24 protein-coding genes are annotated in these 22,088 nt (G+C 64.1%); 15 read left to right on the forward strand and 9 right to left on the reverse strand.

Annotated elements, in window-relative coordinates; genetic code table 11:
- Positions 1-82: 82 nt before the first annotated feature.
- The 3 genes from Q0C17_RS06655 to rsmA are packed head-to-tail and all read left to right on the forward strand — an operon-like array spanning position 83 to position 3,203.
- Positions 83-1,321 (forward strand): peptidylprolyl isomerase, encoded by a 1,239-nt coding sequence (locus tag Q0C17_RS06655; RefSeq protein WP_291203223.1) that lies wholly within the window; start codon positions 83-85, stop codon positions 1,319-1,321.
- A 50-nt stretch (positions 1,322-1,371) separates the two neighbouring features.
- The gene (gene pdxA, locus Q0C17_RS06660; RefSeq protein WP_291203226.1) at positions 1,372-2,376 is read left to right on the forward strand and encodes a 4-hydroxythreonine-4-phosphate dehydrogenase PdxA; all 1,005 of its coding nucleotides are present in this window, start codon (positions 1,372-1,374) and stop codon (positions 2,374-2,376) included.
- Positions 2,373-3,203 (forward strand): 16S rRNA (adenine(1518)-N(6)/adenine(1519)-N(6))-dimethyltransferase RsmA, encoded by an 831-nt coding sequence (gene rsmA / locus Q0C17_RS06665; RefSeq protein WP_291203229.1) that lies wholly within the window; start codon positions 2,373-2,375, stop codon positions 3,201-3,203. Before pdxA ends, rsmA begins: the two co-directional genes overlap by 4 nt.
- Here rsmA and gmk read toward each other — a convergent pair.
- From gmk to fabD, 7 genes are all read right to left on the reverse strand, one after another.
- Complete coding sequence (gene gmk / locus Q0C17_RS06670) at positions 3,200-3,853, reverse strand: guanylate kinase (RefSeq protein WP_291203232.1); 654 nt, start codon at positions 3,851-3,853, stop codon at positions 3,200-3,202. The two genes, rsmA and gmk, sit on opposite strands and share 4 nt — an antisense overlap.
- On the reverse strand, positions 3,843-4,730 hold the full coding sequence (locus Q0C17_RS06675; protein WP_291203234.1) for a YicC/YloC family endoribonuclease: 888 nt from the start codon (positions 4,728-4,730) through the stop codon (positions 3,843-3,845). Before Q0C17_RS06675 ends, gmk begins: the two co-directional genes overlap by 11 nt.
- Positions 4,730-5,755: an endolytic transglycosylase MltG gene (gene mltG, locus Q0C17_RS06680; protein ID WP_291203237.1), complete on the reverse strand. Its 1,026-nt coding sequence runs from the start codon at positions 5,753-5,755 to the stop codon at positions 4,730-4,732. Before mltG ends, Q0C17_RS06675 begins: the two co-directional genes overlap by 1 nt.
- 95 nt (positions 5,756-5,850) lie before the next feature.
- Positions 5,851-7,137: a beta-ketoacyl-ACP synthase II gene (gene fabF, locus Q0C17_RS06685; RefSeq protein ID WP_291203240.1), complete on the reverse strand. Its 1,287-nt coding sequence runs from the start codon at positions 7,135-7,137 to the stop codon at positions 5,851-5,853.
- Positions 7,138-7,151: 14 nt separating this feature from the next.
- Positions 7,152-7,385 (reverse strand): acyl carrier protein, encoded by a 234-nt coding sequence (locus Q0C17_RS06690; RefSeq protein WP_291042703.1) that lies wholly within the window; start codon positions 7,383-7,385, stop codon positions 7,152-7,154.
- A 112-nt stretch (positions 7,386-7,497) separates the two neighbouring features.
- Positions 7,498-8,235, reverse strand: coding sequence for a 3-oxoacyl-[acyl-carrier-protein] reductase (gene fabG, locus Q0C17_RS06695; protein WP_291203243.1), 738 nt, complete (start codon positions 8,233-8,235; stop codon positions 7,498-7,500).
- Between the two features lie 5 nt (positions 8,236-8,240).
- Positions 8,241-9,188, reverse strand: coding sequence for an ACP S-malonyltransferase (gene fabD, locus Q0C17_RS06700; protein WP_291203246.1), 948 nt, complete (start codon positions 9,186-9,188; stop codon positions 8,241-8,243).
- 213 nt (positions 9,189-9,401) lie between these two features.
- On the opposite strand from fabD, the gene rpsF reads away from it, so the two are divergent.
- The 5 genes from rpsF to Q0C17_RS06725 all read left to right on the forward strand — a co-directional run bounded on the left by rpsF (position 9,402) and on the right by Q0C17_RS06725 (position 12,760).
- Complete coding sequence (gene rpsF, locus Q0C17_RS06705) at positions 9,402-9,743, forward strand: 30S ribosomal protein S6 (protein ID WP_291203249.1); 342 nt, start codon at positions 9,402-9,404, stop codon at positions 9,741-9,743.
- Between the two features lie 18 nt (positions 9,744-9,761).
- A complete protein-coding gene (gene rpsR, locus Q0C17_RS06710; protein WP_291203252.1) occupies positions 9,762-10,016 on the forward strand; it encodes a 30S ribosomal protein S18 in 255 nt (84 codons plus the stop codon).
- 12 nt (positions 10,017-10,028) lie between these two features.
- A complete protein-coding gene (gene rplI / locus Q0C17_RS06715) occupies positions 10,029-10,610 on the forward strand; it encodes a 50S ribosomal protein L9 (RefSeq protein WP_291203255.1) in 582 nt (193 codons plus the stop codon).
- A 127-nt stretch (positions 10,611-10,737) separates the two neighbouring features.
- Positions 10,738-12,228 carry a replicative DNA helicase gene (locus tag Q0C17_RS06720; RefSeq protein ID WP_291203257.1) on the forward strand — a complete coding sequence of 497 codons (1,491 nt, stop codon included), beginning with the start codon at positions 10,738-10,740 and terminating at the stop codon, positions 12,226-12,228.
- A gap of 7 nt (positions 12,229-12,235) precedes the next feature.
- Positions 12,236-12,760: an AAA family ATPase gene (locus tag Q0C17_RS06725; RefSeq protein WP_291203260.1), complete on the forward strand. Its 525-nt coding sequence runs from the start codon at positions 12,236-12,238 to the stop codon at positions 12,758-12,760.
- Here Q0C17_RS06725 and Q0C17_RS06730 read toward each other — a convergent pair.
- Positions 12,757-13,242 (reverse strand): CinA family protein, encoded by a 486-nt coding sequence (locus Q0C17_RS06730; protein WP_291203263.1) that lies wholly within the window; start codon positions 13,240-13,242, stop codon positions 12,757-12,759. The genes Q0C17_RS06725 and Q0C17_RS06730 overlap by 4 nt on opposite strands.
- A gap of 4 nt (positions 13,243-13,246) precedes the next feature.
- Positions 13,247-14,158, reverse strand: coding sequence for a crotonase/enoyl-CoA hydratase family protein (locus tag Q0C17_RS06735; RefSeq protein WP_291203266.1), 912 nt, complete (start codon positions 14,156-14,158; stop codon positions 13,247-13,249).
- A gap of 122 nt (positions 14,159-14,280) precedes the next feature.
- Here Q0C17_RS06735 and Q0C17_RS06740 point away from each other — a divergent pair, with 122 nt between their 5' ends.
- From Q0C17_RS06740 to Q0C17_RS06770, 7 genes are all read left to right on the forward strand, one after another.
- Positions 14,281-15,210 carry a sterol desaturase family protein gene (locus Q0C17_RS06740; RefSeq protein WP_291203269.1) on the forward strand — a complete coding sequence of 310 codons (930 nt, stop codon included), beginning with the start codon at positions 14,281-14,283 and terminating at the stop codon, positions 15,208-15,210.
- Positions 15,207-15,608: a ketosteroid isomerase-related protein gene (locus Q0C17_RS06745; RefSeq protein ID WP_291203272.1), complete on the forward strand. Its 402-nt coding sequence runs from the start codon at positions 15,207-15,209 to the stop codon at positions 15,606-15,608. The genes Q0C17_RS06740 and Q0C17_RS06745 overlap by 4 nt, the downstream gene beginning before the upstream one ends.
- Positions 15,605-16,189 carry a GNAT family N-acetyltransferase gene (locus tag Q0C17_RS06750; RefSeq protein WP_291203274.1) on the forward strand — a complete coding sequence of 195 codons (585 nt, stop codon included), beginning with the start codon at positions 15,605-15,607 and terminating at the stop codon, positions 16,187-16,189. Before Q0C17_RS06745 ends, Q0C17_RS06750 begins: the two co-directional genes overlap by 4 nt.
- A gap of 94 nt (positions 16,190-16,283) precedes the next feature.
- The gene (locus Q0C17_RS06755) at positions 16,284-17,927 is read left to right on the forward strand and encodes a M28 family metallopeptidase (protein ID WP_291203277.1); all 1,644 of its coding nucleotides are present in this window, start codon (positions 16,284-16,286) and stop codon (positions 17,925-17,927) included.
- A 30-nt stretch (positions 17,928-17,957) separates the two neighbouring features.
- The gene (locus Q0C17_RS06760; protein WP_291203280.1) at positions 17,958-19,505 is read left to right on the forward strand and encodes an acyl-CoA synthetase; all 1,548 of its coding nucleotides are present in this window, start codon (positions 17,958-17,960) and stop codon (positions 19,503-19,505) included.
- A 108-nt stretch (positions 19,506-19,613) separates the two neighbouring features.
- On the forward strand, positions 19,614-20,948 hold the full coding sequence (locus tag Q0C17_RS06765) for a GH1 family beta-glucosidase (protein ID WP_291203283.1): 1,335 nt from the start codon (positions 19,614-19,616) through the stop codon (positions 20,946-20,948).
- On the forward strand, positions 20,945-22,087 hold the full coding sequence (locus tag Q0C17_RS06770) for an aminotransferase class V-fold PLP-dependent enzyme (protein WP_291203286.1): 1,143 nt from the start codon (positions 20,945-20,947) through the stop codon (positions 22,085-22,087). Before Q0C17_RS06765 ends, Q0C17_RS06770 begins: the two co-directional genes overlap by 4 nt.
- The last annotated feature ends 1 nt before the right edge of the window (position 22,088 follow it).

The following is a 22,088-nucleotide window of genomic DNA, read 5'->3' on the forward strand; positions in this document are numbered from 1 at the left end:
CGTTGCGCGGCAGGCCGGGATTTGTATGGTCTGGGCGAAGCATTATAGGGGTCTGCGCTGCAGCATCCCGCGGAGGAATTGTATGGTTCGTGCAGTCTTGATGGCAGCCCTCGTGGCCCTGAGCGCCCCCTCTGCCCTGGCTCAGGCAGCGGCAGAAGACAACCGTCTCCAGCTGGAAGGCATTGCCGCCATCGTTAACGACAAGCCGATTTCCTACTCCGACGTGCGCCAGCGCGCCCGCCTCCTGCTGCTGACGCTGGGCCGGGGCGAGCCATCGCCCGAGCAGATCCAGCAGATCACCGGCCAGGCGCTGGAACAGCTGATCGACGAACGCCTGCAGCTTGACCGTGTGGCGGAATATGAAGTGGAAGTTGATCCGCGTGAAATCGACGCCGAACTCAGCGACATGGCCGCCGAAAGCGGCATTGGCGCGGACGGCCTGCGCCAGCAACTGCTCACCGCCGGGGTGAACCCGGTGAGCCTGGAAGAACAGATCCGCGCCGATATTGCATGGAACCGCTTGATGAGTGGCCTGTTCGGCTCGCGCATCCGGATTTCCGACAACCAGGTCGAAGACCAGCTGAGCCGCATGCGCGCTGCCATGAAGACCACGCAGTACCGCGTCGCCGAAATCTTCCTCTACGCCCCCGACGCAGCGACCCGTCCGGAGGCCCTGAAAGCCGCCGAGTCGATCATCCAGCAGCTGCAGCAGGGTGCGGACTTCCGCATTGCCGCGCAACGCATCTCGTCAGCGCCGACGGCGGCGACCGGCGGCGACATGGGCTGGGTGTCGGCGGATGACCTCTCCCCGGCGCTCTCCGCAGCCGTGACCGGCGCAACCGTTCCGTCCCTGTTGCCACCCGTCCAGGTCGAGAATGGCATCTACATCCTTAACGTCACGGCCAAGCGCGAGCCGAGCCAGCCGACCACCAAGGTCGACCTGAAGCGCCTCGTCGCCACCGACGCCAAAGAAGCCACGCTCACCGAAGCCATGGGCCGCATCAAATCGTGCGACGATGTCCAGTCGGTCGCCAACTCCAAAAGCGAGCTGCGCGCGCAGGACCTTTTGGATATCGACGTTGTCGAACTCGGCGAAGAAGGCCGCGGCCTTGTGCTCGGCACCGCGGTCGGCTCGCCCACCGAAATCTTCGCTGTCGGCGGCGGGCTCGCCGTGATGTACGTCTGCCGGCGTCAGGACGGGGCCGAGGCCCTGCCTTCGAAGGAAGACATGAAAGGCTCGATCAAGGCGCGCGAGCTGAACATGATTTCGGAGCGCGAGCTACGCAACTCCCGCCGCGACGCCACCATCATTTACCGTTAACGGCAACGAACGCGCTTGCCTGACGGGCCAATTGGCGCGACATCGCGGGCGTGAGCAGACCTGCCCTTCCCCCTCTGGCCCTGACGATGGGCGATCCCGCCGGCTGCGGCCCTGCGATCTCGGCGGCCGCCTGGGCGGCCCTGCGCCATGATCCGGCCCTTGCCTTTTACCTGATTGGCGCCCCGCATCTGATTTCCGGCGTGCCGACGCGGACGATCTCATCGCCCGCGGATGCCGCAGACGTGTTTCCCGAGGCCCTGCCCATCCTCAGGCTAGACGACGTTCCATCGGTTGCGCCCGGCAAACCGGACAAGGCAGCCGCCCCCGGCATCGTGCGCGCCATCGAACTTGCCGTCGCCGATGCGCTGGCCGGCCGCGCCTCCGGTGTCGTGACCAACCCGATCAACAAGGCGCTGCTCTATTCGACAGGCTTCCGCTTTCCGGGTCATACGGAATTTGTGGCGCACCTGTGTGAGGCAGCGGGCCAGGCCGCAAACCCCGTGATGATGCTCACCGGCGGTGGCCTGCGCGTTGCGCTCGCCACCATCCACATGCCGCTGCGCGACGTACCCGGCGTTCTGGGCGACGGGCGGCTCGAGCGCATCGCGCGCGTCGTGCACAACTCGCTCGTCCACGAGTTTGGCATCGCCGCTCCCCGCATTGCCTTCACTGGCCTCAACCCCCATGCAGGCGAAGGCGGCAGCATCGGGCGCGAGGAAATCGAGATCATCAATCCGGCCTCGGATCGTCTGCAGGCGGAGGGTATTTTCGTCTCGCATGCCCGCCCCGGCGATACCGTGTTCGCCGAAGCGCTGTCCGGCGCGTGGGACGCCGTGATTGCAATGACCCACGACCAAGGCCTCATTCCGGTCAAGACGCTCGATATGTGGGGCGGCGTGAATTCCACGCTCGGCCTGCCCATTGTGCGCACCAGCCCCGACCATGGCACCGCCTATGACGCAGCCGCCGCTGCTACCTGCAAGCCTGACAGCCTGATCGCCGCCCTCCGCCTCGCGGCGACCTTCGCCGCCAACCGCCAGAAAGCCGCCGCATGAGCGACGATCATATCCCGCTGACCGACGCCCCCGCCCGCAAGTCTCTGGGCCAGCATTTCCTGTTCGATCCCTCGATCCTGAAACGCGCCGCCAATGCTGCGGGCTCGCCCAGAGGCCGCACTGTTATCGAAGTCGGCCCCGGCCCCGGCGGACTGACCCGCGCCATCCTCAACGAAGACCCGGCAAAACTGATCGTGGTCGAAACCGATCCACGCTTTTCCGAAGCGCTGCTCGATTGGCCAGAAGCAAAAAGCGGCCAGATGGTCGTGATCGCCAAGGATGCCCGCAAGGTGCGTTGGGAAAAGGTATTGGACGAGGCTGGCGCCGCCGGCCCGGCCATGATCATCGCCAACCTTCCGTATAATGTCGGCACGCCCCTGCTGGTCGACTGGCTGAAAGCGGGCGACTGGCGCGGCGAGATGGCGCTTATGTTCCAGAAGGAAGTCGCTGAGCGGATCTGCGCTAAGGCCGACACGGACGCCTACGGACGCCTGGCCGTGCTCGCGCAGGCCGTCACCCGGCCCTACATTTCCTTCACCCTGCCGCCGGGCGCCTTCCGTCCGCCGCCGAAGGTTGACAGCGCGGTCGCCGTGTTCGATCCGCTGCCGCCGGAGAAGCGCTTCGCGCATATCGAACTGCTCGAACAGATCGCCGGCGCAGCCTTCGGCCAGCGCCGCAAGATGCTACGGGCCGCGCTGAAGCCCTTCGCGAAGAAGCGCGGCATGAAGGCGGAGGATTGGCTGGCTGACTGCGGCATCGATCCGACCGCGCGGGCAGAAACGCTGACGCAGGCCGAATTCCGCAAGCTGGCAGAAAGCCTCGCCTAGCCCTCGCCGAGCAGCATACGGACATGGTCCTCGAGGTCCAGCTGGCGCAACCGCTTCAGCCGTTCGACGAGCAGGATGCGCTTAAGGCGCTGGTAGGCGGCCTTCAACTCATCATTCACGACGACATAGTCATACCGGCGCCAATGCATGATCTCGCGCTTGGCATCTTCCATCCGGCGCGCGACCAGTTGATCCGTAGACCCCGCCCGGCCCGCAAGACGCGCCTTCAGCGCGTCGATGCTCGGCGGGAGAATAAACACCGAGACGACATCGTTCGGCATCTGGTCATGAAGCGCGTCGGCGCCCTGCCAGTCGACATCGAACAACACGTCCTCGCCCGCCTCGAGCCGCGCGACCGTGTCGGCCTTCGGCGTTCCGTAATACTTGTCGAACACGAAGGCCCATTCAAGGAACTCGCCGCGTGCGATCATGTCCTTGAACTGGTCCGGTGTGCGGAAATGGTAATCCTTGCCGTCAGTCTCGCCCGGCCGTGGCGGGCGGGTGGTGGCCGAGACTGACAGTTTAACGTCGGTGAACTCTTCCAGCAGCATCTTCGACAGCGTTGTCTTGCCGGCGCCCGACGGGCTCGACAGCACCAGCATCAGCCCGCGCCGGCGGCCATGGTCCTTCGGGTGTCCGCTATTCGACATTGGCCGCCTGCTCCTTGAACTGGTCGATCACTCCTTTGAGGCTGAGTCCCGCATTCGTCAAATCAAGGCTCGCCGACTTCGAGCAGAGTGTGTTCGCCTCGCGGTTTAGCTCCTGCGCCAGGAAGTCGATCTTTCGCCCTGCAGGCGATCCGGCCTTCAGCAGGTCGCGGCCGGATTTCACATGCGCGCCCAGCCGGTCGAGTTCTTCACGCACATCCGCGCGGGCTGCCGACAGCGCCGCCTCAGCCGCAAAGCGCTCGGCATCAACCCGGCCTTCGCGGTCGAGGTCTTCCAGCTGCTTCACCAGTTTCGCCTTGATCAGACCGGGCTGCGTCTCCGCAACCTTCGCAGCGACAGCGGAGAGTCTTTCGATTTCATCGAGATGGCCGGACAGCACCGCCAGCAGCGTCGCGCCTTCCGCCCGGCGGCCTTCTGCCAGCTGTTCCATCGCCCGTTTCGCGCCCGCGCTCAGCACCGCCATGGCCGCCGCGTCCGAGCCAAGGTCGCGCAGCGAGGAACTGCCCGTCTCCACCACGCCCTTCAGCGTCATCAGCGTCGCCACCGCTTCCGGAGTCAGATCGGTGCCGAGCGCCTTGCGGGCAGCATCCGCCAAGGTGGCGAGCAGCGTATGGTCGATCACCACGCCGCCGGTACCGCTCGCCAGGTCGATCCTCAGACTGACCTGCAGCGACCCACGATTGAACCGCTCCGTCGCCATTGCCTTTACTTCGCGCTCCAGCGCATCAAAACCCGGCGGGTAGTTGACGCGCACGTCCAGCGAACGGCCGTTGACGCTCTTGGCCTCCCAGGCCCAGGCGCCCCAGCTTTCCTCCCCCGTGACCCGCGCGAAGCCGGTCATCCCCGAAAGTGTTCCCATCAGTTGGCCCGCTCACGCGCAATTTCCTGGCGCTCGTAGGCGCGGTAGGCGGCCACATTGCGCTCGTGTTCCGCATTGGTCTTCGCGAACAGGTGGCCGCCCTTACCGTCGGCCACAAAGAAAACATACTCCGTCTCCGGAGGATCGAGCACGGCGCGGATGGCGTCGGCGCCCGGATTGCAGATCGGCGTCTTTGGCAGGCCGTCGACCTGGTAGGTGTTCCATTCTGTATGTCGGTCGATCTCTGACCGGTAGAGCGTGCGGCGCTGGCCGGCCTTGTTGTAGAGTGGCTCGCCCTTCGAGATGCCGTAGATGATCGTCGGATCACTCTGCAGACGCATGCCGCGCTTGAGACGCGTCGTGAACAGCGCAGCGATCTCAGGGCGCTCGTCAGCGCGCCCGGTTTCCTTCTCCACCACAGAGGCGAGGATCACCGCCTCATACGGCGTCTCGATGGGCAGGCCCTCCTGCCGCGTCGGCCAGAGTTCAGCGAGCAGGTCCGCCTGCGCCTTCTCCATTTTTTCAATCAATTGGATGCGCGTCATGCCGCGGTGGAACATGTAGGTATCCGGCAACAGCGTGCCTTCTTCGGGCAGCACCTCCGGCATGTCGCCTTCAAGCAGCTTGTCTTTCTCGATAATGCGCAGGAGCTGCGCCGTAGTACGCCCCTCCGGCAGCGTGATCTTGTGCAGAAGAGAGCGGCCTTCGATCAGTATGCTGAGCACCTGATTGACGCTTGCGCCCTTGTCGATGATGTACTCGCCGGTCTTGATGTCAAGTTCGGTGCCGTCGATCCGGGACTTGAGGCGCATCAGCCGCGCGTCCTTGATCACGCCGTCCGCCTCCAGCCGCGCCGCCACCGAAGCGAGCGATTCTCCCGGAGCGACCTCGATGACGGTTTCCTCCGTGAGCGGACCCGGCGCCGTCAATTCGTTATTGTACCATACCCAACCGGCACCCGCGCCAGCTGCCGCCAGGAAGGCGAGCATCAACATCCAGACAAACAGGGTTTTCAGGAATCGCATGAGGGCCTCATTCGACGGACACTATGTCTCTAATACCGTGCCCGCCCCGGCCCGGAAATCAATTGTCACAGTGTAGCCTGGCAGCGCAGCGCCCGTCAGGTGACTTCGCGGAGAATCAACGACGCGTTGGTGCCGCCGAAGCCGAAGCTGTTCGACATCGCCGCGCGCACCCGGCCCTTCTTGGCCTTGTGCGGGATGAGATCGATCACTGTCTCGAAACTCGGATTGTCGAGGTTCAGGGTCGGCGGCATGATCTGGTCACGGATGGCCAGGGCGCAGAACGCCGCCTCAATCGCGCCGGCCGCGCCGAGCAGGTGCCCGACAGCCGATTTGGTCGAGGACATCGACAGGTTCTTTGCATGCTCGCCGAACGCGCGCTCGACCGCACCGGCCTCGCCTTCGTCGCCCTTCGGCGTCGAGGTGCCGTGAGCGTTGACGTAATCGATCTCGGCCGGGTCCATGCCCGAATTCTTCAAGGCCATCTTCATGGCACGGAAGCCGCCCTCGGCGCCTTCAGCCGGCGCGGTAATGTGGTAGGCATCGCCCGTCAGGCCGTAGCCCGCCACTTCGGCGTAGATCTTCGCGCCGCGCTTCTTTGCGTGCTCGTATTCTTCGAGCACCAGCACGGCCGCGCCTTCGCCCATGACGAAACCGTCACGGTCTTTATCGTATGGACGCGAGGCTTTCTGCGGCGTGTCATTGAAGCTCGTCGACATGGCCTTGGCCGCGCAGAACCCTGCGATGCCCAGCTTGCCGATCACCGCTTCCGCGCCGCCGGCCACCATCACGTCGGCATCGCCGTACTTGATCAGCCGTGCCGAGTCGCCGATCGCGTGCGCGCCGGTGGCGCAGGCGGTGACGACCGAATGGTTCGGCCCCTTCAGTCCATGACGGATCGAGACCTGGCCAGAGGCGAGGTTGATCAGCGATGCGGGAATGAAGAACGGGCTGACCTTACGGGGGCCCTGTTCGTGCAGGATGATTGAGGTCTCGTAGATGGTCTCGAGGCCGCCGATACCTGAGCCGATCAGGACGCCTGTACGTTCCTGGTCTTCATCCGTTTCCGGTTTCCAGCTGGCATCCTCGAGGGCTTCTTCGGCCGCCGCCATCGCGTACACGACGAACTCATCGGTTCGCCGCCGCTCTTTGGCTGACATGTACTTCTCGGGATCGAAGGCATGGGCATCGCCCGTGCCGCCGCCGCGTCCGGAGACATACGGCACCTGGAAAGCAATTTTGCAGGGAAGGTCCGACGCATCGAAATTGTCGATGGGGCCTGCACCAGACTTGCCGGCAATAAGGCGTTCCCAAGTGGCTTCGCGTCCCATCGCAAGAGGGGACACGATACCAATACCAGTGATGACGACGCGGCGTTCAGACATCGCGGACAAGGCGCCTAGATATGCGCCTTGATGTGCGTCACGGCGTCGCCGACCGAGCGGATCGACTCCTGGACATCATCAGGGATCTCGATGTTGAATTCTTCTTCGAAGGCCATGACCAGCTCGACGAGGTCGAGCGAGTCAGCGCCGAGGTCGTCGATGAAGCTTGCGCCCTCAACCACTTTGTCCGCTTCGACGTCGAGGTTTTCGACAACGATTTTCTTCACGCGTTCAAGAACGTCAGACATGGATACCTCTCTAGATATGCCTGAATACCGGCTCGTTTCCGAACCATTGTGTTGCGCCTAGCACACACTCCATTGCAGCGCCAAGCCCTTGTCTCAATAGGGGGCCTGCCCCTCAGATCATCGCCATGCCGCCGTTTACGTGCAGGGTCTGGCCCGTAACGTAGGCGGCTTCACTGGAGGCAAGATACACGGCTGCTGCTGCAATGTCGCCGCCCTGGCCGAGCCGCCCGGAGGGAATCTGGCCGAGGAGCGCCGTTTTCTGGGCTTCCGGCAGCACATCGGTCATCGGCGATTCGATGAAGCCCGGGGCGATCGTGTTGGCGGTGATTCCCCGGCTGGCGACTTCCTGCGCGAGCGATTTGGTGAAGCCGATCATACCGGCCTTGGAGGCGCAGTAATTCGCCTGTCCGGGGTTTCCGGTGACCCCCACGATGGAGGTAATGCCGATGATGCGGCCATGGCGGCGCTTCATCATGCCCCGCACGGCCGTCTTGGTTAGGCGGAAATAAGAGCCGAGGTTGACGTTGATGACGTCGTTCCAGTCCTCGTCCTTCATCTGGATCAGCAGCTTGTCCTTCGTGATGCCGGCATTGGCCACGAGGATATCGAGCGGGCCAATGGCGGCTTCGGCCTGCCCGACGAGCGCATCGACGGCGGCGGGGTCGGAGAGGTTGCACGGCACGATGGCGCTTTCACCTTTCAGGGTCGCGGCGACTTCCTGCAGCACCGCTTCGCGCGTACCCGACAGGGCAACCTTGGCGCCGGCTTCCGAGAGGGCCTGCGCAATGGCGCGGCCAATGCCGCCGGAAGCGCCGGTAACGAGGGCCGTGCGGCCAGTGAGGTCGAACATGTCTCTTATCCTTTGATGGCTTTGGCGAAGGCTTCGAGGTCTTCGGGATTGCCGAGGGTGAAGCCGTTCAGGGATTTCTCGATGCGCCGCTGCATCACGGTGAGCACCTTGCCGTTGCCCGTCTCGGCGGTCGTCGTGACGCCCTGCGCGACCATGAACTGCACGGACTCAGTCCAGCGCACGCGGGCTGTGACCTGCTTGACGAGGTTCACGCGGATGGCTTCCGGATCGGTGACGGCACCGGCGGTGACGTTGGCGACCAGCGGAACGGCCGGGGCGTTGATCGTGGTCGTCGCAAGCGCTTCGGCCATTGCATCGGCGGCCGGCTGCATCAGCGCGCAATGGAAGGGGGCGGAGACGTTCAGCGCCATCGCCTTCTTGACGCCGTTCGCCTGCGACCAGGCGACCGCCACATCGATGGCCGCCTTGGAACCGGAGATGACCAGCTGGCCGGGCGCGTTGTCATTGGCGATGTCGCAGGCGCCGCCAGTGGCGCGGCCGGCGGCGCAGGCTGCTTCGGCTTGGCTGTAATCCGCGCCGAGCAGCGCCGCCATGGCGCCCTCACCCGGCTTCACCGCCGACTGCATGGCATTGCCACGGATGCGCAGAAGGCGCGCGGTGTCCGCGAGGCTGATCGAGCCCCCTGCGGCCAGCGCTGAGTATTCGCCCAGCGAATGGCCGGCCACGAAGGCAGCGTCCCGCGCGCTGATCCCGAAGTTCGCCTCAAGCGCGCGGTAGGCCGCGACCGAGTGGGCCATCAGGGCCGGCTGGGCATTGGAGGTGAGCGTCAGTTCGGCGAGTTCCCCGCCCCACATCAGCCCGGACAGGTCCTGCCCGAGGGCCGCGTTGACCTCCTCGAATACGGCGCGCGCAGCCGGGAAGGCCTCCGCCAGCGCCTTGCCCATGCCGATTTCCTGGCTGCCCTGCCCCGGAAAGATGAATGCCAACGTCATATGGTTACCGGGCCTCCCGTTGTTTTGGCCGTGCTAAAGCGCCCCCTTCCGGCATGCAAGCGCTTGAAATCTGCGGCCAGATGGGCTTTAGACCGCCCTTCGCAGCAAGGTGCGGTCCTCAAGTCCCCGGAATGAGCCGGAAAAAGAGGGGCCATCGCTGGCAAGGGTCTCCCGCCCTCCAGCGCCGCATCTTCGAATTTCGGGAATGAAAACATGGCACTATACGAGCACGTCGTAATCACGCGACCTGATATCTCGCCGGCCCAGGTCGAAACCTTCGTCGAAGAGATGAGCGCTTTCCTCAAGGACAAAGGCGCAACTGTTGGCCGGACCGAATACTGGGGCCTTCGCAGCCTCGCCTATCCGATCAAGAAGCAGCGCAAGGGTCACTACTCCTGCATCAACATCGATGGACCGCCTGCCGCGATCCACGAACTCGAACGCCGCCAGCGCATCTCTGAAGACGTGATGCGTTACCTGACCGTCCGCGTCGAAACGCTGTCCGATGAGCCCTCCGTGGTTCTGTCGCGCAAAGAACGCCGTCCGCGCGATTAAGGGTAAGGAACAGATCCAATGGCACAGAAAATCAACATCACGAACATTCCTGCCCGCCGTCCGTTCGGACGCCGCCGCAAGGTCGACCCGTTCACGGGCGAGCACGCACAGGAAATCGACTACAAAGACGTGAAGCTGCTGCAGCGCTACATCTCTGAAAAAGGGAAAATCGTGCCGAGCCGCATCACCGCCGTGAACCTGAAAAACCAGCGCAAGCTGGCTCAGGCGATCAAGCGCGCCCGCATGCTGGCGCTCATTCCGTTCGCAGTCTGAGGAGAGAGAGCCATGCAAGTCATTCTCCTTGAGCGCATCGAACGCCTCGGCAAGATCGGCGACGAAGTCCGCGTCAAAAACGGTTTCGGCCGCAACTTCCTGATCCCCCAAGGCAAGGCCCTCGTCGCTAACGACCGGAACCGCAAACGGTTCGAAATCGAGCGTGAGGCCATCGAGGCCCGCAACGCCGCTGCCCGCGACGCTGCGAAAACAGACGCCGAAAAGCTCGAAGGCGCTATCTTCGTTCTGATCCGTCAGGCTGGCGAAACCGGCCAGCTGTACGGGTCGGTCTCGGCGCGCGACGTCGCTGAGGCCGCCGAAGTGTCAGGCCACAAGGTCCCGCGCAATGGCGTTCGTCTCGACAAGCCGATCAAGGCTATCGGCATGTACGACGTCTCGATCCGCCTCCACGCCGAAGTTGCCGTGAAGGTCCAGGTCAACGTTGCCCGGTCGAACGAAGAAGCCGAACGTCAGGCCAAGGGCGAGAATATCGCCGAGGCCCTGCAGGCTGCCAACGCCGCTTTCGCCGCCGAACAGGCCGGTGAACTGGCCGAAGCGGCCGCCGAGCGCGGCCCGGCCGGCGACGACGAATAGTCTTCGTCCAGACGGACCCCTACAAGAGCCGCGGCTGGAAACAGCCGCGGCTTTTTTCTTGTGATTCGTTCCTCAAAAGTGAGCCTCACCCCGCGCGCGGCGGGGCGGGTTGGGTTAATATCTGCGCATGAACCAGCAAACGACCTCGCAGACGCCCGTTGTCTCGCCGCACAACCTCGCCGCTGAAGCCGCCGTGCTGGGCGCGATCCTTTTTGACAACAACGTCTACCAGTATATCGCGGACATCCTGCGCCCGATCGACTTCTACGCCCCGGCCCACAGCCTGTTGTATGAAGTTGCCTCCAACATGATCCAGACTGGCCGCGTGGCGGATGGCGTCACGCTGCGCGAGCATTTCGAGCAGAAGGAAAAGCTGACCGAGATCGGCGGCGGCAAATACCTTGTCGACCTTTTGGACGCCGCCGCCTTCGGGCCGGAGGTAAAGGACTATGCGCGCATCATCCGCGACCTCGCGATCCGGCGCGAACTGATCCGTGTCGGCGCAAGCATCCAGTCGCAATCGCTGGTCCCGGAAGACGAAGACACCGGCTCGACGCTGATCAACAAGGCCGAACGTGCGCTGTTCGAACTCGCCGAGCGCGGCAGTTCGGAGCGTGGCTTCTCAAGTTTTGCCGAAGCACTCGCCGAGTCGCTGATCACCGCCGAGGCGGCCTTCAAGCGCGGCGGCAAGATCGCCGGCATCCCGACGGCGCTGCGCGATCTCGACGAACAGCTCGGCGGCTTCCACCGCTCCGATCTTCTTATCCTCGCCGGCCGCCCTTCGATGGGAAAAACGTCGCTCGCCACCAACATCGCGTACAACGTGGCGAAAGCCTACAAGTACGAAACCCTCGAAGACGGCTCGCACAAGACGATCGATGGCGGCATCGTCGCCTTCTTCTCCCTGGAGATGTCGAGCGAGCAGCTGGCGACGCGAATTCTGGCCGAACGCACGGAGATCAGCTCTCACGACATCCGTCAGGGCAAGCTCTCGAAGGCGGACTTCGAGCGTCTCTCCGAAGCGACCGCCGAAATGCAGAATCTGCCGCTCTATATCGACGACACCGGCGGCATTTCCATCGGTGAACTGACGGCCCGCGCGCGGCGACTGCGCCGGTCGGTTGGACTTGACCTCATCGTGATCGACTACCTGCAGCTGATCACGGCGTCCTCGTCCGGATCGAACGTGAACCGCGTGCAGGAAGTGACGCAGATCACCACAGCGCTGAAGGCGCTGGCTAAGGATCTGAACGTGCCCGTGATGGCGCTGTCGCAGCTGTCTCGCGCGGTGGAACAGCGCGATGACAAGCGCCCGCAACTTTCGGACCTTCGGGAATCGGGCTCGATCGAGCAGGACGCTGATATCGTGATGTTCGTTTTCCGCGAGGAATACTACCTCGCGCGGACCGAGCCGCCGGCAGACCCGAATGATCCGTCCTCGAACGACAAGTGGAAAGCCTGGCGCACCCGCATGGACCAGGTGTTCGGCACAGCGGAAGTGATCGTCTCCAAGCAGCGCCACGGCCCCATCGGCACCGTGAAGCTCGCCTTCGACGCGCGCGTCACCCGTTTCGGCAACCTCGAATACGACGCGTCCAAGGCCGACCCGTTCGAATAGGCGCGCGATGAAACTCATCTTCGTCTACGGCCCGCCGGCAGCCGGCAAGTACACGGTATCGCGGCGCGTGGCGGAGCTCACCGGGCTGGCGCTGTTCCACAACCATCTGGTGGTCGACACGGTGTCCGCTGTGTTTCCGTTCGGCTCGCCGTCTTTCGTGCGCTTGCGCGAGCAGTTCTGGATGGACGTGTTCAAGGCCGCTGTGGCGGAGGATCGCTCGCTGATATTCACCTTCCAGCCGGAAGGCTCTGTATCACCGGACTTTGCGCAGCGCGTGGCAGACCTCGTGCGCGGCGGGGGTGGCGAAGCGCTGCTGGTGCATCTCAAACTCTCCGCAGACGGACAGATGGCGCGCATCGCCAATGCAGACCGGGCGGCGTTCGGCAAGCTGCGGGACCGCGAACTGCTGGCGAAACTGCAAGCCGAGTTCGAGGCCAGCGAGCGGGCGATGCCGGCAGCTGACCTTGTGATCGACACGGAAACCGTGGCCGCGGAAGCGGCGGCGGCGCTGATTGTGGCGCAGCTCGCCTAGTCGAGCGCGGCGCGCAGGAGTTCCAGGGCTTCCATCGCGAAGAGGCGCATGTTCTCCGGGCGATCCGAAAGCCCCGTCTCCAGCGTGCGGCTGACCTCGAACTTGCCGGGGCCCGCAAGTGCAACGCAGGTGTGGCCGGCGGCGTCGCCGTAGCCGTTGCCGGTGGGCCCGGAGGCGCCGGTTTCGCAGAGGCCCCAATGGGCATCCAGCTTGCCGGCGATAGTGCGCGCGAGGAGGCGGGCATAGGGCTCCGTGGACGAGCGCATGTCGCCGAGGTCTTCGCGGCGAAGGCCGAGCAGGCCGCGAAAGGCCTGCGGCGTATAGATGACACCGCCGCCGCGATACCAGACCGACGCACCGGGCGCGGCGAGGATCGCGGCGGAGATCAGTCCGCCTGCGGAGGATTCCGAGATGGCCACGGTTTCGCCGCGCGCTTTCAGGCGCGCGCCGATATCCGCCGCAAGAGGGAGGAGCGACTGCACAGGATCAGTCTTTTCCGCCGATCCACTCGAACTCCCGCTCTTCCCACCAGGGGAAGAATTTGGGCATGCCGTCCGAGACCTTCACCGGATAGACCGGCGTGCGCTTTTCGAGGAAGCTCATCACGCCCTCTTTCGCGTCCGGCGTCTTGCCGCGCGAGTAAATGGCGGCGGAGTCGACGATATGGGCGTCCATCGGGTGCGAGGCCCCGAGCATCCGCCACATCATCTGGCGGGTGAGCGCGTTGGAGACAGGCGCCGTGTTGTCACCGATTTCCTTGGCGAGGGCGCGGGCCACATTCATCAGCTCCGCCTGCGGAACAACCCGGCTGACGAGGCGGCCGGCGAGGGCTTCCGAGGCGGGGAAGACGCGGCCCGTATAGCACCATTCCAGCGCCTGCTGGATGCCGACGAGGCGCGGCAGGAACCAGCTGGAGGCAGCTTCGGGGTTGATGCCGCGCTTGTTGAACACGAAACCGAAGCGGGCGTTGTCGGAGGCGATGCGGATGTCCATCGGCAGCTGCATCGTCACGCCGATGCCGACAGCGGCGCCGTTGATGGCGCCGATGACCGGCTTCAGGCTTTCGAAGATCCGCAGGGTGAGGCGGCCGCCGCCATCGCGCTGGATGTCGATGTTTTCCGTGCGGCCCTTTTCGCCATCTCCCGCGCGGGCGTCATAGTCGAAGGTCTTGGCGCCGGCCGACAGGTCAGCGCCGGCGCAGAAGGCTTTCTCGCCGTGTCCGGTGACGATGACCGCCTTTACGCTGTCATCCTTGTCGGTGATGTCGAAGGCTTCCATCATCTCGTACATCATCACGCCGGTGAAGGCGTTCATGTTGTTCGGGCGATAGATCGTCAGCGTAGCGACGCCGTCTTCGATGTCGAGAATGATTTCCTTGAACTCTTTCGGGCGAGCCATGCGTAGTCCTCCTTGAATTGACCCTTCGACAAGGGACCCCTTCCCCAACGTCCGTCAAGCGCTGCCCGGGCCGGCAGGAAACGGGGGTGACGGGGCCGTCATTTTTCGCTAGCGCTGGAGACATGGACCCGACGCCCCTGCCCGAAGTGACAACCCTGGCCGCGCCGTTTTTCGTGCTGTCGGTCGCCCTCGAATGGTGGGCGGTGAAGACTGGCCGGGCAAGCGGGCGGTACGAGACGAAAGACGCGCTCGCCTCGATGGCGATGGGGATCGGCAATCTCACCGTGAATACGGTGACGGCAGCGATCTTCGTTTGGATGATGGCGTTGCTCTGGCCCTACCGGATCGCGACGCTGCCGTTCACCTGGTGGACATTCGCGCTGGCCTTCGTGCTGTATGATTTTGTCTATTACTGGAAGCACCGTTTTGCCCACCGGATGCGCTGGTTCTGGATGGAGCATGTGACGCACCATTCTTCCGAGCACTACAATCTGACGACCGCTCTCCGGCAGCCTTGGTTTGGGCCTTTCACGGGGCTGATCCTGCTGGGCCTGCCGATGGTCTGGATCGGGTTTCATCCGTATGTGATCGCCTTCGTTGGCGGACTGAACCTGCTCTACCAGTTCTGGATTCACACCGAGGCGGTGAACAGAATGCCGAAATGGTTCGAGGCGGTGATGAATACGCCGAGCCACCACCGGGTGCACCATGCGACGAACCCGCGATATCTCGATGCGAACTATGCAGGCGTGTTCATCATCTGGGACAGGATGTTTGGGAGCTTCGTGCCGGAGCTGGAGCGCGAGAAGCCGATCTATGGGATCGTGAAGCCGGTCGGAACCTATAATCCGTTCGTGATTGCGTTCCATGAGCTGGGCGGGTTGCTGAGAGACTGCGTGCGCGATGGCCTGCGGCCCTGGCGCTGGGTAGGCCGGGCGTTGAACGCGCCGGGCTGGAGCCCTGACGGGGCGCACAACCGGTCCGCCGAGTTGAAGCGCGCCTATGTGACAGCCCATCCCGATCAGGCGGGACAACCCGGATTGCCGAAATGACGACGACCACCGATCTCATTCACCGCTACTATGCCGCTTTCAATGCGAAGAACTGGACAGGCATGGCGGCGTGTGTGTCGGAGGACCTCAACCACTACGTCAATGAGGGCGACAAGCGCGGCGGACGCAAGGCCTTCGCTGAATTCCTGGCGCATATGGACGACTGCTATGATGAGCTGCTGACCGACATCGTGGTGATGCCGTCGGCGGATGGCACGCGCGCGGCGGCGGAGTTCATTGTCAACGGCAGTTACAACAAGACCGATCCCGGCCTGCCTCAAGCACGCGGGCAAAAGTATCGCTTGCCGGCGGGGGCTTTCTTCGACGTGAAGAGCGGCGAGATCCAGCGGGTGACGACCTATTACAACCTCAAGGAATGGATACGGCAGGTCTCGTGAAAACGCGGACACTAACCGGAGAGGACCTCGAGCGCGCCCTGCCTGCACTGGCGGCGCTGCGCATCGAGGTATTTCGGGCGTTTCCGTATCTCTATGCCGGATCGGCAAGCTATGAGGTGCGTTACCTGCGCGACTTTGCGGCGGCCAAGGACAGCTTCATCGTGGCGGCAGAAACGGACGCGGGCGAGATTGCCGGTTGCGCGACAGGATCGGCGCTGACAGGGCACCATGCGGAGTTTTCCGGGCCGCTGGTTCAGTCGGGCTTTCCATTGAGTTCGACGTTCTATTTTGGCGAGTCGGTGCTGCTTCCCGCGTTTCGCGGCCAGGGGCTTGGCCATGCCTTTTTCGATGCCCGCGAGGCGCATGCCAGGGCGCGCGGCTACAAGCGGGTGTGTTTCTGCGCGGTGGAGCGCACCAAGGACCATCCGGCTCGGCCAGAAGATTATTCGCCGCTTGACGGTTTCTGGACGAAGCGCGGCTACCGGAAGCTGGACGGGCTGGCGACGGAATTCGCCTGGCCCGTGGACCCCGGCGGACCAAACCTGATGCACCCGATGGGGTACTGGATGCGGGAGCTTTGACGCGCCTCCATCCTTCCCCCAGCGTAAGTCGTGGACAGCAGGCAGCGGGGCGCTAGAGATAACGAAATCCCGCCAACTGCCCGGAGCCTCGCCGATGCGCGCCCTTAGCCATGTCCTGCTGGCCCTAACAGCCGCTGCACTGGCCGCCTGCGCCCCCGAGACGCCCGCTGCCGCACCTGCCGAGCTACCGGCCGCCGATGCGGCGGCGATCGAGGCGCATATGGCATACCTCGCCTCGGACGACCTCGAAGGCCGGGAGACCGGCACGCCGGGCTATGACCTGGCGGCGGACTATGTGGCGGCAGAATTCGCCAGGATCGGCCTCGCGCCGGCGGGCGATGGCGGCACCTATTTCCAGGAGATCACTTTCAAGCGCGCCGTGCGGGCGCCGGAGGGGCGGGCGTTTCAGGTGACGGATGCGGCGGGCAATGCGCTGCCCTTCACCGAGGGTCAGAACGCGGTGGTCTACAATGCGCTCAAGGCCCCGGAGGCGACGATTGAAGCGCCGGCCGTGTTCGTCGGCTTCGGGATCGTCGCGCCGGAACTCGGCCGGGACGATTTGGCGGGGCTGGACCTGACCGGCAAAGTGGCCGTGATGCTGAGCGGGACGCCCAAGGGCATCCAGAGCGAAGAGCGCGCCTTCTACGGCAACCGCAAGACCAAGAACATTTCGGATCGCGGCGCGGTGGCGGTCGTCTCGGTGGAAACGCCGACTTCGAAAGGGGTCTATCCGTTCCAGCGCCTGCTGGCCGAAGGCCGACTCGAGACCGCAAGCATGGCCTGGATTCAGGCCGACGGGACGCCCTACAGCACCTCCCCGAACATCGCTGCCGCAGCGGGTGTCTCGCTTGAGAGCGCGCCCGCGCTTTTCACCGGCGCCGCAATCAGCTGGGACGAGGTGATCACGGCAGCGGAGGCCGAGGGCGGCACCGTGCAAAGCTTTGACCTGCCGCTGACGATCTCGATCACACAGCGCTCGACGCATGATTCTGTCACGTCTGCGAACGTCGTCGGAATGATCGAGGGGACCGATCCGGTCCTCAAGGACGAAGTGATCATCATCAGCGCTCACCTCGATCATATCGGTATATCGAAGACGATCGAGGAAGACACGATCAACAATGGCGCGCTCGACAACGCGAGCGGCATTGCGACGATGCTGGACGCGGCGCGGATGATGAAGGCGGGTCCGCCCCTGAAGCGAACCGTTGTATTCGTGGCGCTGACGGCAGAAGAAAAAGGACTTCTCGGCGCACAGTACTTTGCGATGAATCCGCCCATAGCTGGCGCAATCGTGGCAAACGTCAACCTGGACATGCCGATCCTGACCTATGACTTTACGGACATCATCGTTTACGGCGCGCTGCGCTCGAACATCGCGGCGACGGTCGAGACGGCCGCTTCCGGCATGGGCATCACTTTGAGCCCCGACCCGACGCCCGAGCAGGGCATCTTCACCCGGTCCGATCATTTCCGCTTTGTCGAAGCGGGCATACCGTCCGTCTACCTCAAGCCTGGCTTCCAGAATGGCGGGGATGTAGCTTTCGCGGAGCACCAGGCAAAGAACTATCATCGCCCGTCGGACGACATGTCCAACAACCTGGATTTCAACGCCGCCGCCCGCTTTGCCGAACTCAACGCCCGCATTGCGCTGGCGCTGGCCAATCAGGATGTCCGCCCGCTGTGGAAGAAGGACGACTTTTTTGCCCGCCAGTTTAACGGGCCGATGGAACCCTGAGCCCAATTCATAAAATTCCCGGAGGAAACCATGCACCCTTGTCACCACGCCAAGTCGAGACCTGACGCGCCCGCCATCATCATGTCCGGGTCCGGCGAGGTCATCACATTCAAGCAGCTGAATGACCGCTCCAACCAGATCGCACATGCGCTTCGCGCTGCAGGCTGCGCGCCGGGCGATACCATCGCCATCTTTGCGGAGAACTCGCCGCGCTACTTCGAGATCTGCTGGGCCGCGCAACGCGCCGGTCTCTACTATGTGGCCGTCTCCTCGCGCCTCACGACGCCGGAAGTGACCTACATCATCGAGGACTCGGGCGCGAAACTGCTGATCGCGAGTGCCTCAAAGGGCGCCATCGCGAAGGAAGTGAAGGCCGCCACCAGCCTGAAGCACAACTGGTCCATCGACGGGGAAATTGACGGATTCGCCGCGATGGAAGCCCATGTCGCGGCCTTTCCGGTGACGCCGATTGCCGACGAGATGGCTGGCACGGACATGCTCTATTCTTCCGGCACCACCGGGCGCCCGAAAGGCATCCGCCCGCCTCTGGAGCGCGGACTGCCGATCGACGCGGACAACGCGCTGATCCAGATCGCGCGCGTGATGTCGGGCGCAACGGATCAGTCGGTATACCTGTCTCCGGCGCCGCTCTACCATGCCGCGCCGCTGCGCTGGTGCATGGCATTCACGCGCATCGGTGCGACGCTGATCATCATGGAGAAGTTCGATCCGGAGGACTACCTGCGCCTCGTCGAGAAATACAAGGTCACGCACTCGCAGCTTGTGCCGACGATGTTCGTGAAGATGCTGAAGCTGCCGGAAGATGTACGCAAGACGTACGATGTGTCGAGCATCAAGTTCGCGATCCATGCGGCGGCGCCCTGCCCCGTGCCGGTCAAGGAACAGATGATCGCCTGGTGGGGCCCGGTGATCGACGAGTACTATGCCGGCTCGGAAGGCAATGGCATGACCTGGGTGAAGAGCCCCGACTGGATGACCCACAAGGGCACGGTCGGCCGCCCGGTTCTGGGCGAGCTGCACATCTGCAACGAGGACGGCGATGAAGTGCCGGTCGGCGAGGAAGGCCAAGTCTACTTCGGTGGCACCACGCCGCCAAACTATCACAACGCACCGGAGAAGAACAAAGCTGCGCTGAACCCCAAACACCCCGACTGGTCCTCGCTCGGCGATGTCGGCAAGGTGGATGCAGACGGCTTTCTCTACCTCACCGACCGCAAGGCGTTCATGATCATCTCGGGCGGCGTGAACATCTATCCTCAGGAATGCGAGAACATCCTGATCACCCACCCGAAGGTCGCCGACTGCGCGGTGATCGGCGTGCCCGATGAGGATTTCGGCGAAGCGGTGAAGGCGGTGGTGCAGCCGATGCCGGGCATTGCCCCGTCCGAGGAACTGGCGGCCGAACTGATGGCGCACTGCCTGGCGAACCTGTCGAAGATCAAATGCCCGAAAAGCATCGACTTCGATCCGGAACTGCCGCGTCACCCGACCGGCAAGCTGTATAAGCGCCTGATCCGCGACCGCTACTGGGGCAACAAGGACAGCCGGATCGTCTGATCTGGCCGAGGCCCCCGCTGCAAATGGAGCGGGCAATATCGCTTGCTGAGGCGGCCTTGCGATCCGAAGGCAGGCAGCGCATCCTTCCGGGAAACCTGGGAGGAATGCATGGTCAGCCGCAGCGATTTTCCGAAGGACTTTGTCTGGGGCGCGTCTACGGCGTCCTACCAGATTGAAGGCGCGCACGATCTGGACGGCCGCGGCCCGAGCATTTGGGATGCGTTCAGTGCAGAGCCCGGCCGGGTGAAGAACGGTGACACCGGGAATGTCGCCTGCGACCACTACCATCGGTACAAGGAAGATGTAGCGCTTATGAAGGCGGCGAACTTTGGCGCCTACCGGTTCTCTGTGTCGTGGAGCCGCGTGCTGCCGGAGGGGCGCGGGGCGCCGAATGAGGCAGGTTTGGACTTTTATGACCGGCTGGTGGACGAACTTTTGCAGAGCGGCGTGGCTCCCTGGCTCTGCCTCTATCACTGGGACCTGCCGCTGGCGCTACACAAGTCCGGGCTCGGCTGGACGAGCCGGGAGATTGTTCCGCTGTTTGCGGACTATGCAGGACTGTTGGCCAAGCGGCTGGGCGACCGGGTCTCGCACTGGGCGACGTTCAATGAGCCGAACATGTTCACGATGCTGGGTTATGGCGCCGGTGTGCATGCGCCGGGTATCCGCGACCGCGAGGCCTGGCTCGACGCCGTGCATCATGTGAACCTGTCGCACGGCGCGGCAGTACGGCGGCTGCGCGGGGAGCTGCCAGCGGGTGCGCAGATCGGCTCGGTGCCGAACCTGCAGCCGGCGCTGCCTGCAGCAAACACTGAGGATGACCGCGCGGCGGCGGCGAAGATGGATTCGGCGATGAACCGCGGCACGGCCGACCCGGTTTTCCTGGGCAAGTATGATCCGATCATGCGGGAGTGGATGGGTGCGCGGATCAAGCCCGGCGATGAGGAAGCGATCTATACTCCGCTCGACTGGCTGGGGCTGAACCACTACTCGCCGACCTATGCGCAGGCGCGCGTCAATGCGTTTGGCTTCCGCAATGCGAGCCCGCCTGAGGGCGCGGAGACGACGCTGATGGGCTGGCATGTGGCGCCGGGCGCCTTCCGCGACATGCTGGTGGAGACGTCGAAGCGCTACGGCCTACCGGTCTATGTGACCGAGAACGGCATGGCGGATGATGTCGAGGCGGATACAGCAGGGCGCGTCGAGGACACCGCGCGCGTGTCTTACTTGAATCGGTATCTCGGTGCAGTGCTGGAGGCGCGGGCGGCAGGGGCCGACGTGCGCGGCTATCTGGTCTGGTCGATGCTCGACAATTTCGAATGGGCGATGGGGTACGGCCCGCGCTTTGGCGTGGTACATGTCGATTACAGGACGCTCCGGCGCACGCCGAAGGCGTCTTACCACTTCCTGGCCGAACTGGCTGGCGCGAAGGCTTCAATGTGAGCCTGATCCCGAACCAACGCCATCTCTTCGACATTCCGGAAGACGTGGCCTACCTGAACGTCGCGACCATGGGGCCGCTCCCCCTTGCCGCTTCGGCGGCGGGGCAGCGGGGCATCTCTCGCAAGCTGCGGCCTTGGACCATTCCGGATTCGGATTTTTTCACAGATACGCGCGCGCTGCGTCCGTTGCTGGCGAAGCTGATCGGCGCGGACGAGGCAGGCATCGCGTTCGTTCCGTCAGCGAGCTACGGCCTCGCCACGGCAGCACGCAACCTGCCACTGGCGAGGGGGCAGAAAATCCTGCTTCTCGCGGACCAGTTTCCCTCCAACGTCTACACCTGGCGCGAACATGCGCGGGCAACCGGCGCGGTGATTGAAACGGTTGCGGCGGCGGGCAACGTCTCCCTGTCGGAGGCGCTGCTGAACGCGATCACACCGGACACTGGGCTCGTCGCCTGCGCGCAGGTGCGCTGGACGGACGGGGCGCGGATTGACCTGAAGGCGGTCGGTGCGCGGTGTCGCGAAGTGGGCGCGGCGCTGGTGCTGGACCTGACACAGAGCTGCGGCGCGATGGTATTCGATGTGGCCGAGGTGCAGCCCGACTTCGTGGTCACTGCTGGCTACAAATGGCTGCTCGGGCCGTATGCGACGGGCTTCCTCTACGCGGCGCCGCACAGGCGAGACGGCATACCGCTGGAACAGAACTGGATCACGCGCGAGGGCGCCGCTGATTTCTCGCGCCTGATCGACTATACCGACGCCTATGCTCCGGGCGCGGAGCGTTATGACATGGGCGAGCGGTCGAACTTCGCGCTGCTGCCGGCGCTGCACGCCGCAGTGCAGCAGATCCTCGACTGGGGCGTTGCGAACATCGAGATGACGCTGGGCCAGCAGAGCCGGACACTTGCGCAGGCATTGGAAAAACGAGGACTGACGACGGGCCCGGAAAGCGGGCGCGGGCCGCACTATCTCGGCGCGCTGTTGCCGGACACGGCGCCGGATGATCTGACGGCGCGACTTCGGTCAGAGAACATCTACGTCTCCAAGCGCGGGAGCCGCCTCAGGATCACGCCGCACCTGTTCACGAGCGAAAGCGATATCGCGCGCTTCCTTGGCGCACTGGACCGGCATCTCGGCTGAA

It is taken from the genome of Hyphomonas sp. (genome assembly GCF_022844445.1).
GTDB lineage: Bacteria > Pseudomonadota > Alphaproteobacteria > Caulobacterales > Hyphomonadaceae > Hyphomonas.

Excerpts from the sequence above, each read along its gene's own strand:
- Q0C17_RS06655 (WP_291203223.1), top strand. The coding sequence starts at position 83 with ATGGTTCGTGCAGTCTTGATGGCAGCCCTCGTGGCCCTGAGCGCCCCC.
- rsmA (WP_291203229.1), top strand. The coding sequence starts at position 2,373 with ATGAGCGACGATCATATCCCGCTGACCGACGCCCCCGCCCGCAAGTCT.
- gmk (WP_291203232.1), bottom strand. The coding sequence starts at position 3,853 with ATGTCGAATAGCGGACACCCGAAGGACCATGGCCGCCGGCGCGGGCTG.
- Q0C17_RS06675 (WP_291203234.1), bottom strand. The coding sequence starts at position 4,730 with ATGGGAACACTTTCGGGGATGACCGGCTTCGCGCGGGTCACGGGGGAG.
- mltG (WP_291203237.1), bottom strand. The coding sequence starts at position 5,755 with ATGCGATTCCTGAAAACCCTGTTTGTCTGGATGTTGATGCTCGCCTTC.
- fabF (WP_291203240.1), bottom strand. The coding sequence starts at position 7,137 with ATGTCTGAACGCCGCGTCGTCATCACTGGTATTGGTATCGTGTCCCCT.
- Q0C17_RS06690 (WP_291042703.1), bottom strand. The coding sequence starts at position 7,385 with ATGTCTGACGTTCTTGAACGCGTGAAGAAAATCGTTGTCGAAAACCTC.
- fabG (WP_291203243.1), bottom strand. The coding sequence starts at position 8,235 with ATGTTCGACCTCACTGGCCGCACGGCCCTCGTTACCGGCGCTTCCGGC.
- fabD (WP_291203246.1), bottom strand. The coding sequence starts at position 9,188 with ATGACGTTGGCATTCATCTTTCCGGGGCAGGGCAGCCAGGAAATCGGC.
- rpsF (WP_291203249.1), top strand. The coding sequence starts at position 9,402 with ATGGCACTATACGAGCACGTCGTAATCACGCGACCTGATATCTCGCCG.
- rpsR (WP_291203252.1), top strand. The coding sequence starts at position 9,762 with ATGGCACAGAAAATCAACATCACGAACATTCCTGCCCGCCGTCCGTTC.
- rplI (WP_291203255.1), top strand. The coding sequence starts at position 10,029 with ATGCAAGTCATTCTCCTTGAGCGCATCGAACGCCTCGGCAAGATCGGC.
- Q0C17_RS06720 (WP_291203257.1), top strand. The coding sequence starts at position 10,738 with ATGAACCAGCAAACGACCTCGCAGACGCCCGTTGTCTCGCCGCACAAC.
- Q0C17_RS06725 (WP_291203260.1), top strand. The coding sequence starts at position 12,236 with ATGAAACTCATCTTCGTCTACGGCCCGCCGGCAGCCGGCAAGTACACG.
- Q0C17_RS06735 (WP_291203266.1), bottom strand. The coding sequence starts at position 14,158 with ATGGCTCGCCCGAAAGAGTTCAAGGAAATCATTCTCGACATCGAAGAC.
- Q0C17_RS06740 (WP_291203269.1), top strand. The coding sequence starts at position 14,281 with ATGGACCCGACGCCCCTGCCCGAAGTGACAACCCTGGCCGCGCCGTTT.
- Q0C17_RS06745 (WP_291203272.1), top strand. The coding sequence starts at position 15,207 with ATGACGACGACCACCGATCTCATTCACCGCTACTATGCCGCTTTCAAT.
- Q0C17_RS06755 (WP_291203277.1), top strand. The coding sequence starts at position 16,284 with ATGCGCGCCCTTAGCCATGTCCTGCTGGCCCTAACAGCCGCTGCACTG.
- Q0C17_RS06760 (WP_291203280.1), top strand. The coding sequence starts at position 17,958 with ATGCACCCTTGTCACCACGCCAAGTCGAGACCTGACGCGCCCGCCATC.
- Q0C17_RS06765 (WP_291203283.1), top strand. The coding sequence starts at position 19,614 with ATGGTCAGCCGCAGCGATTTTCCGAAGGACTTTGTCTGGGGCGCGTCT.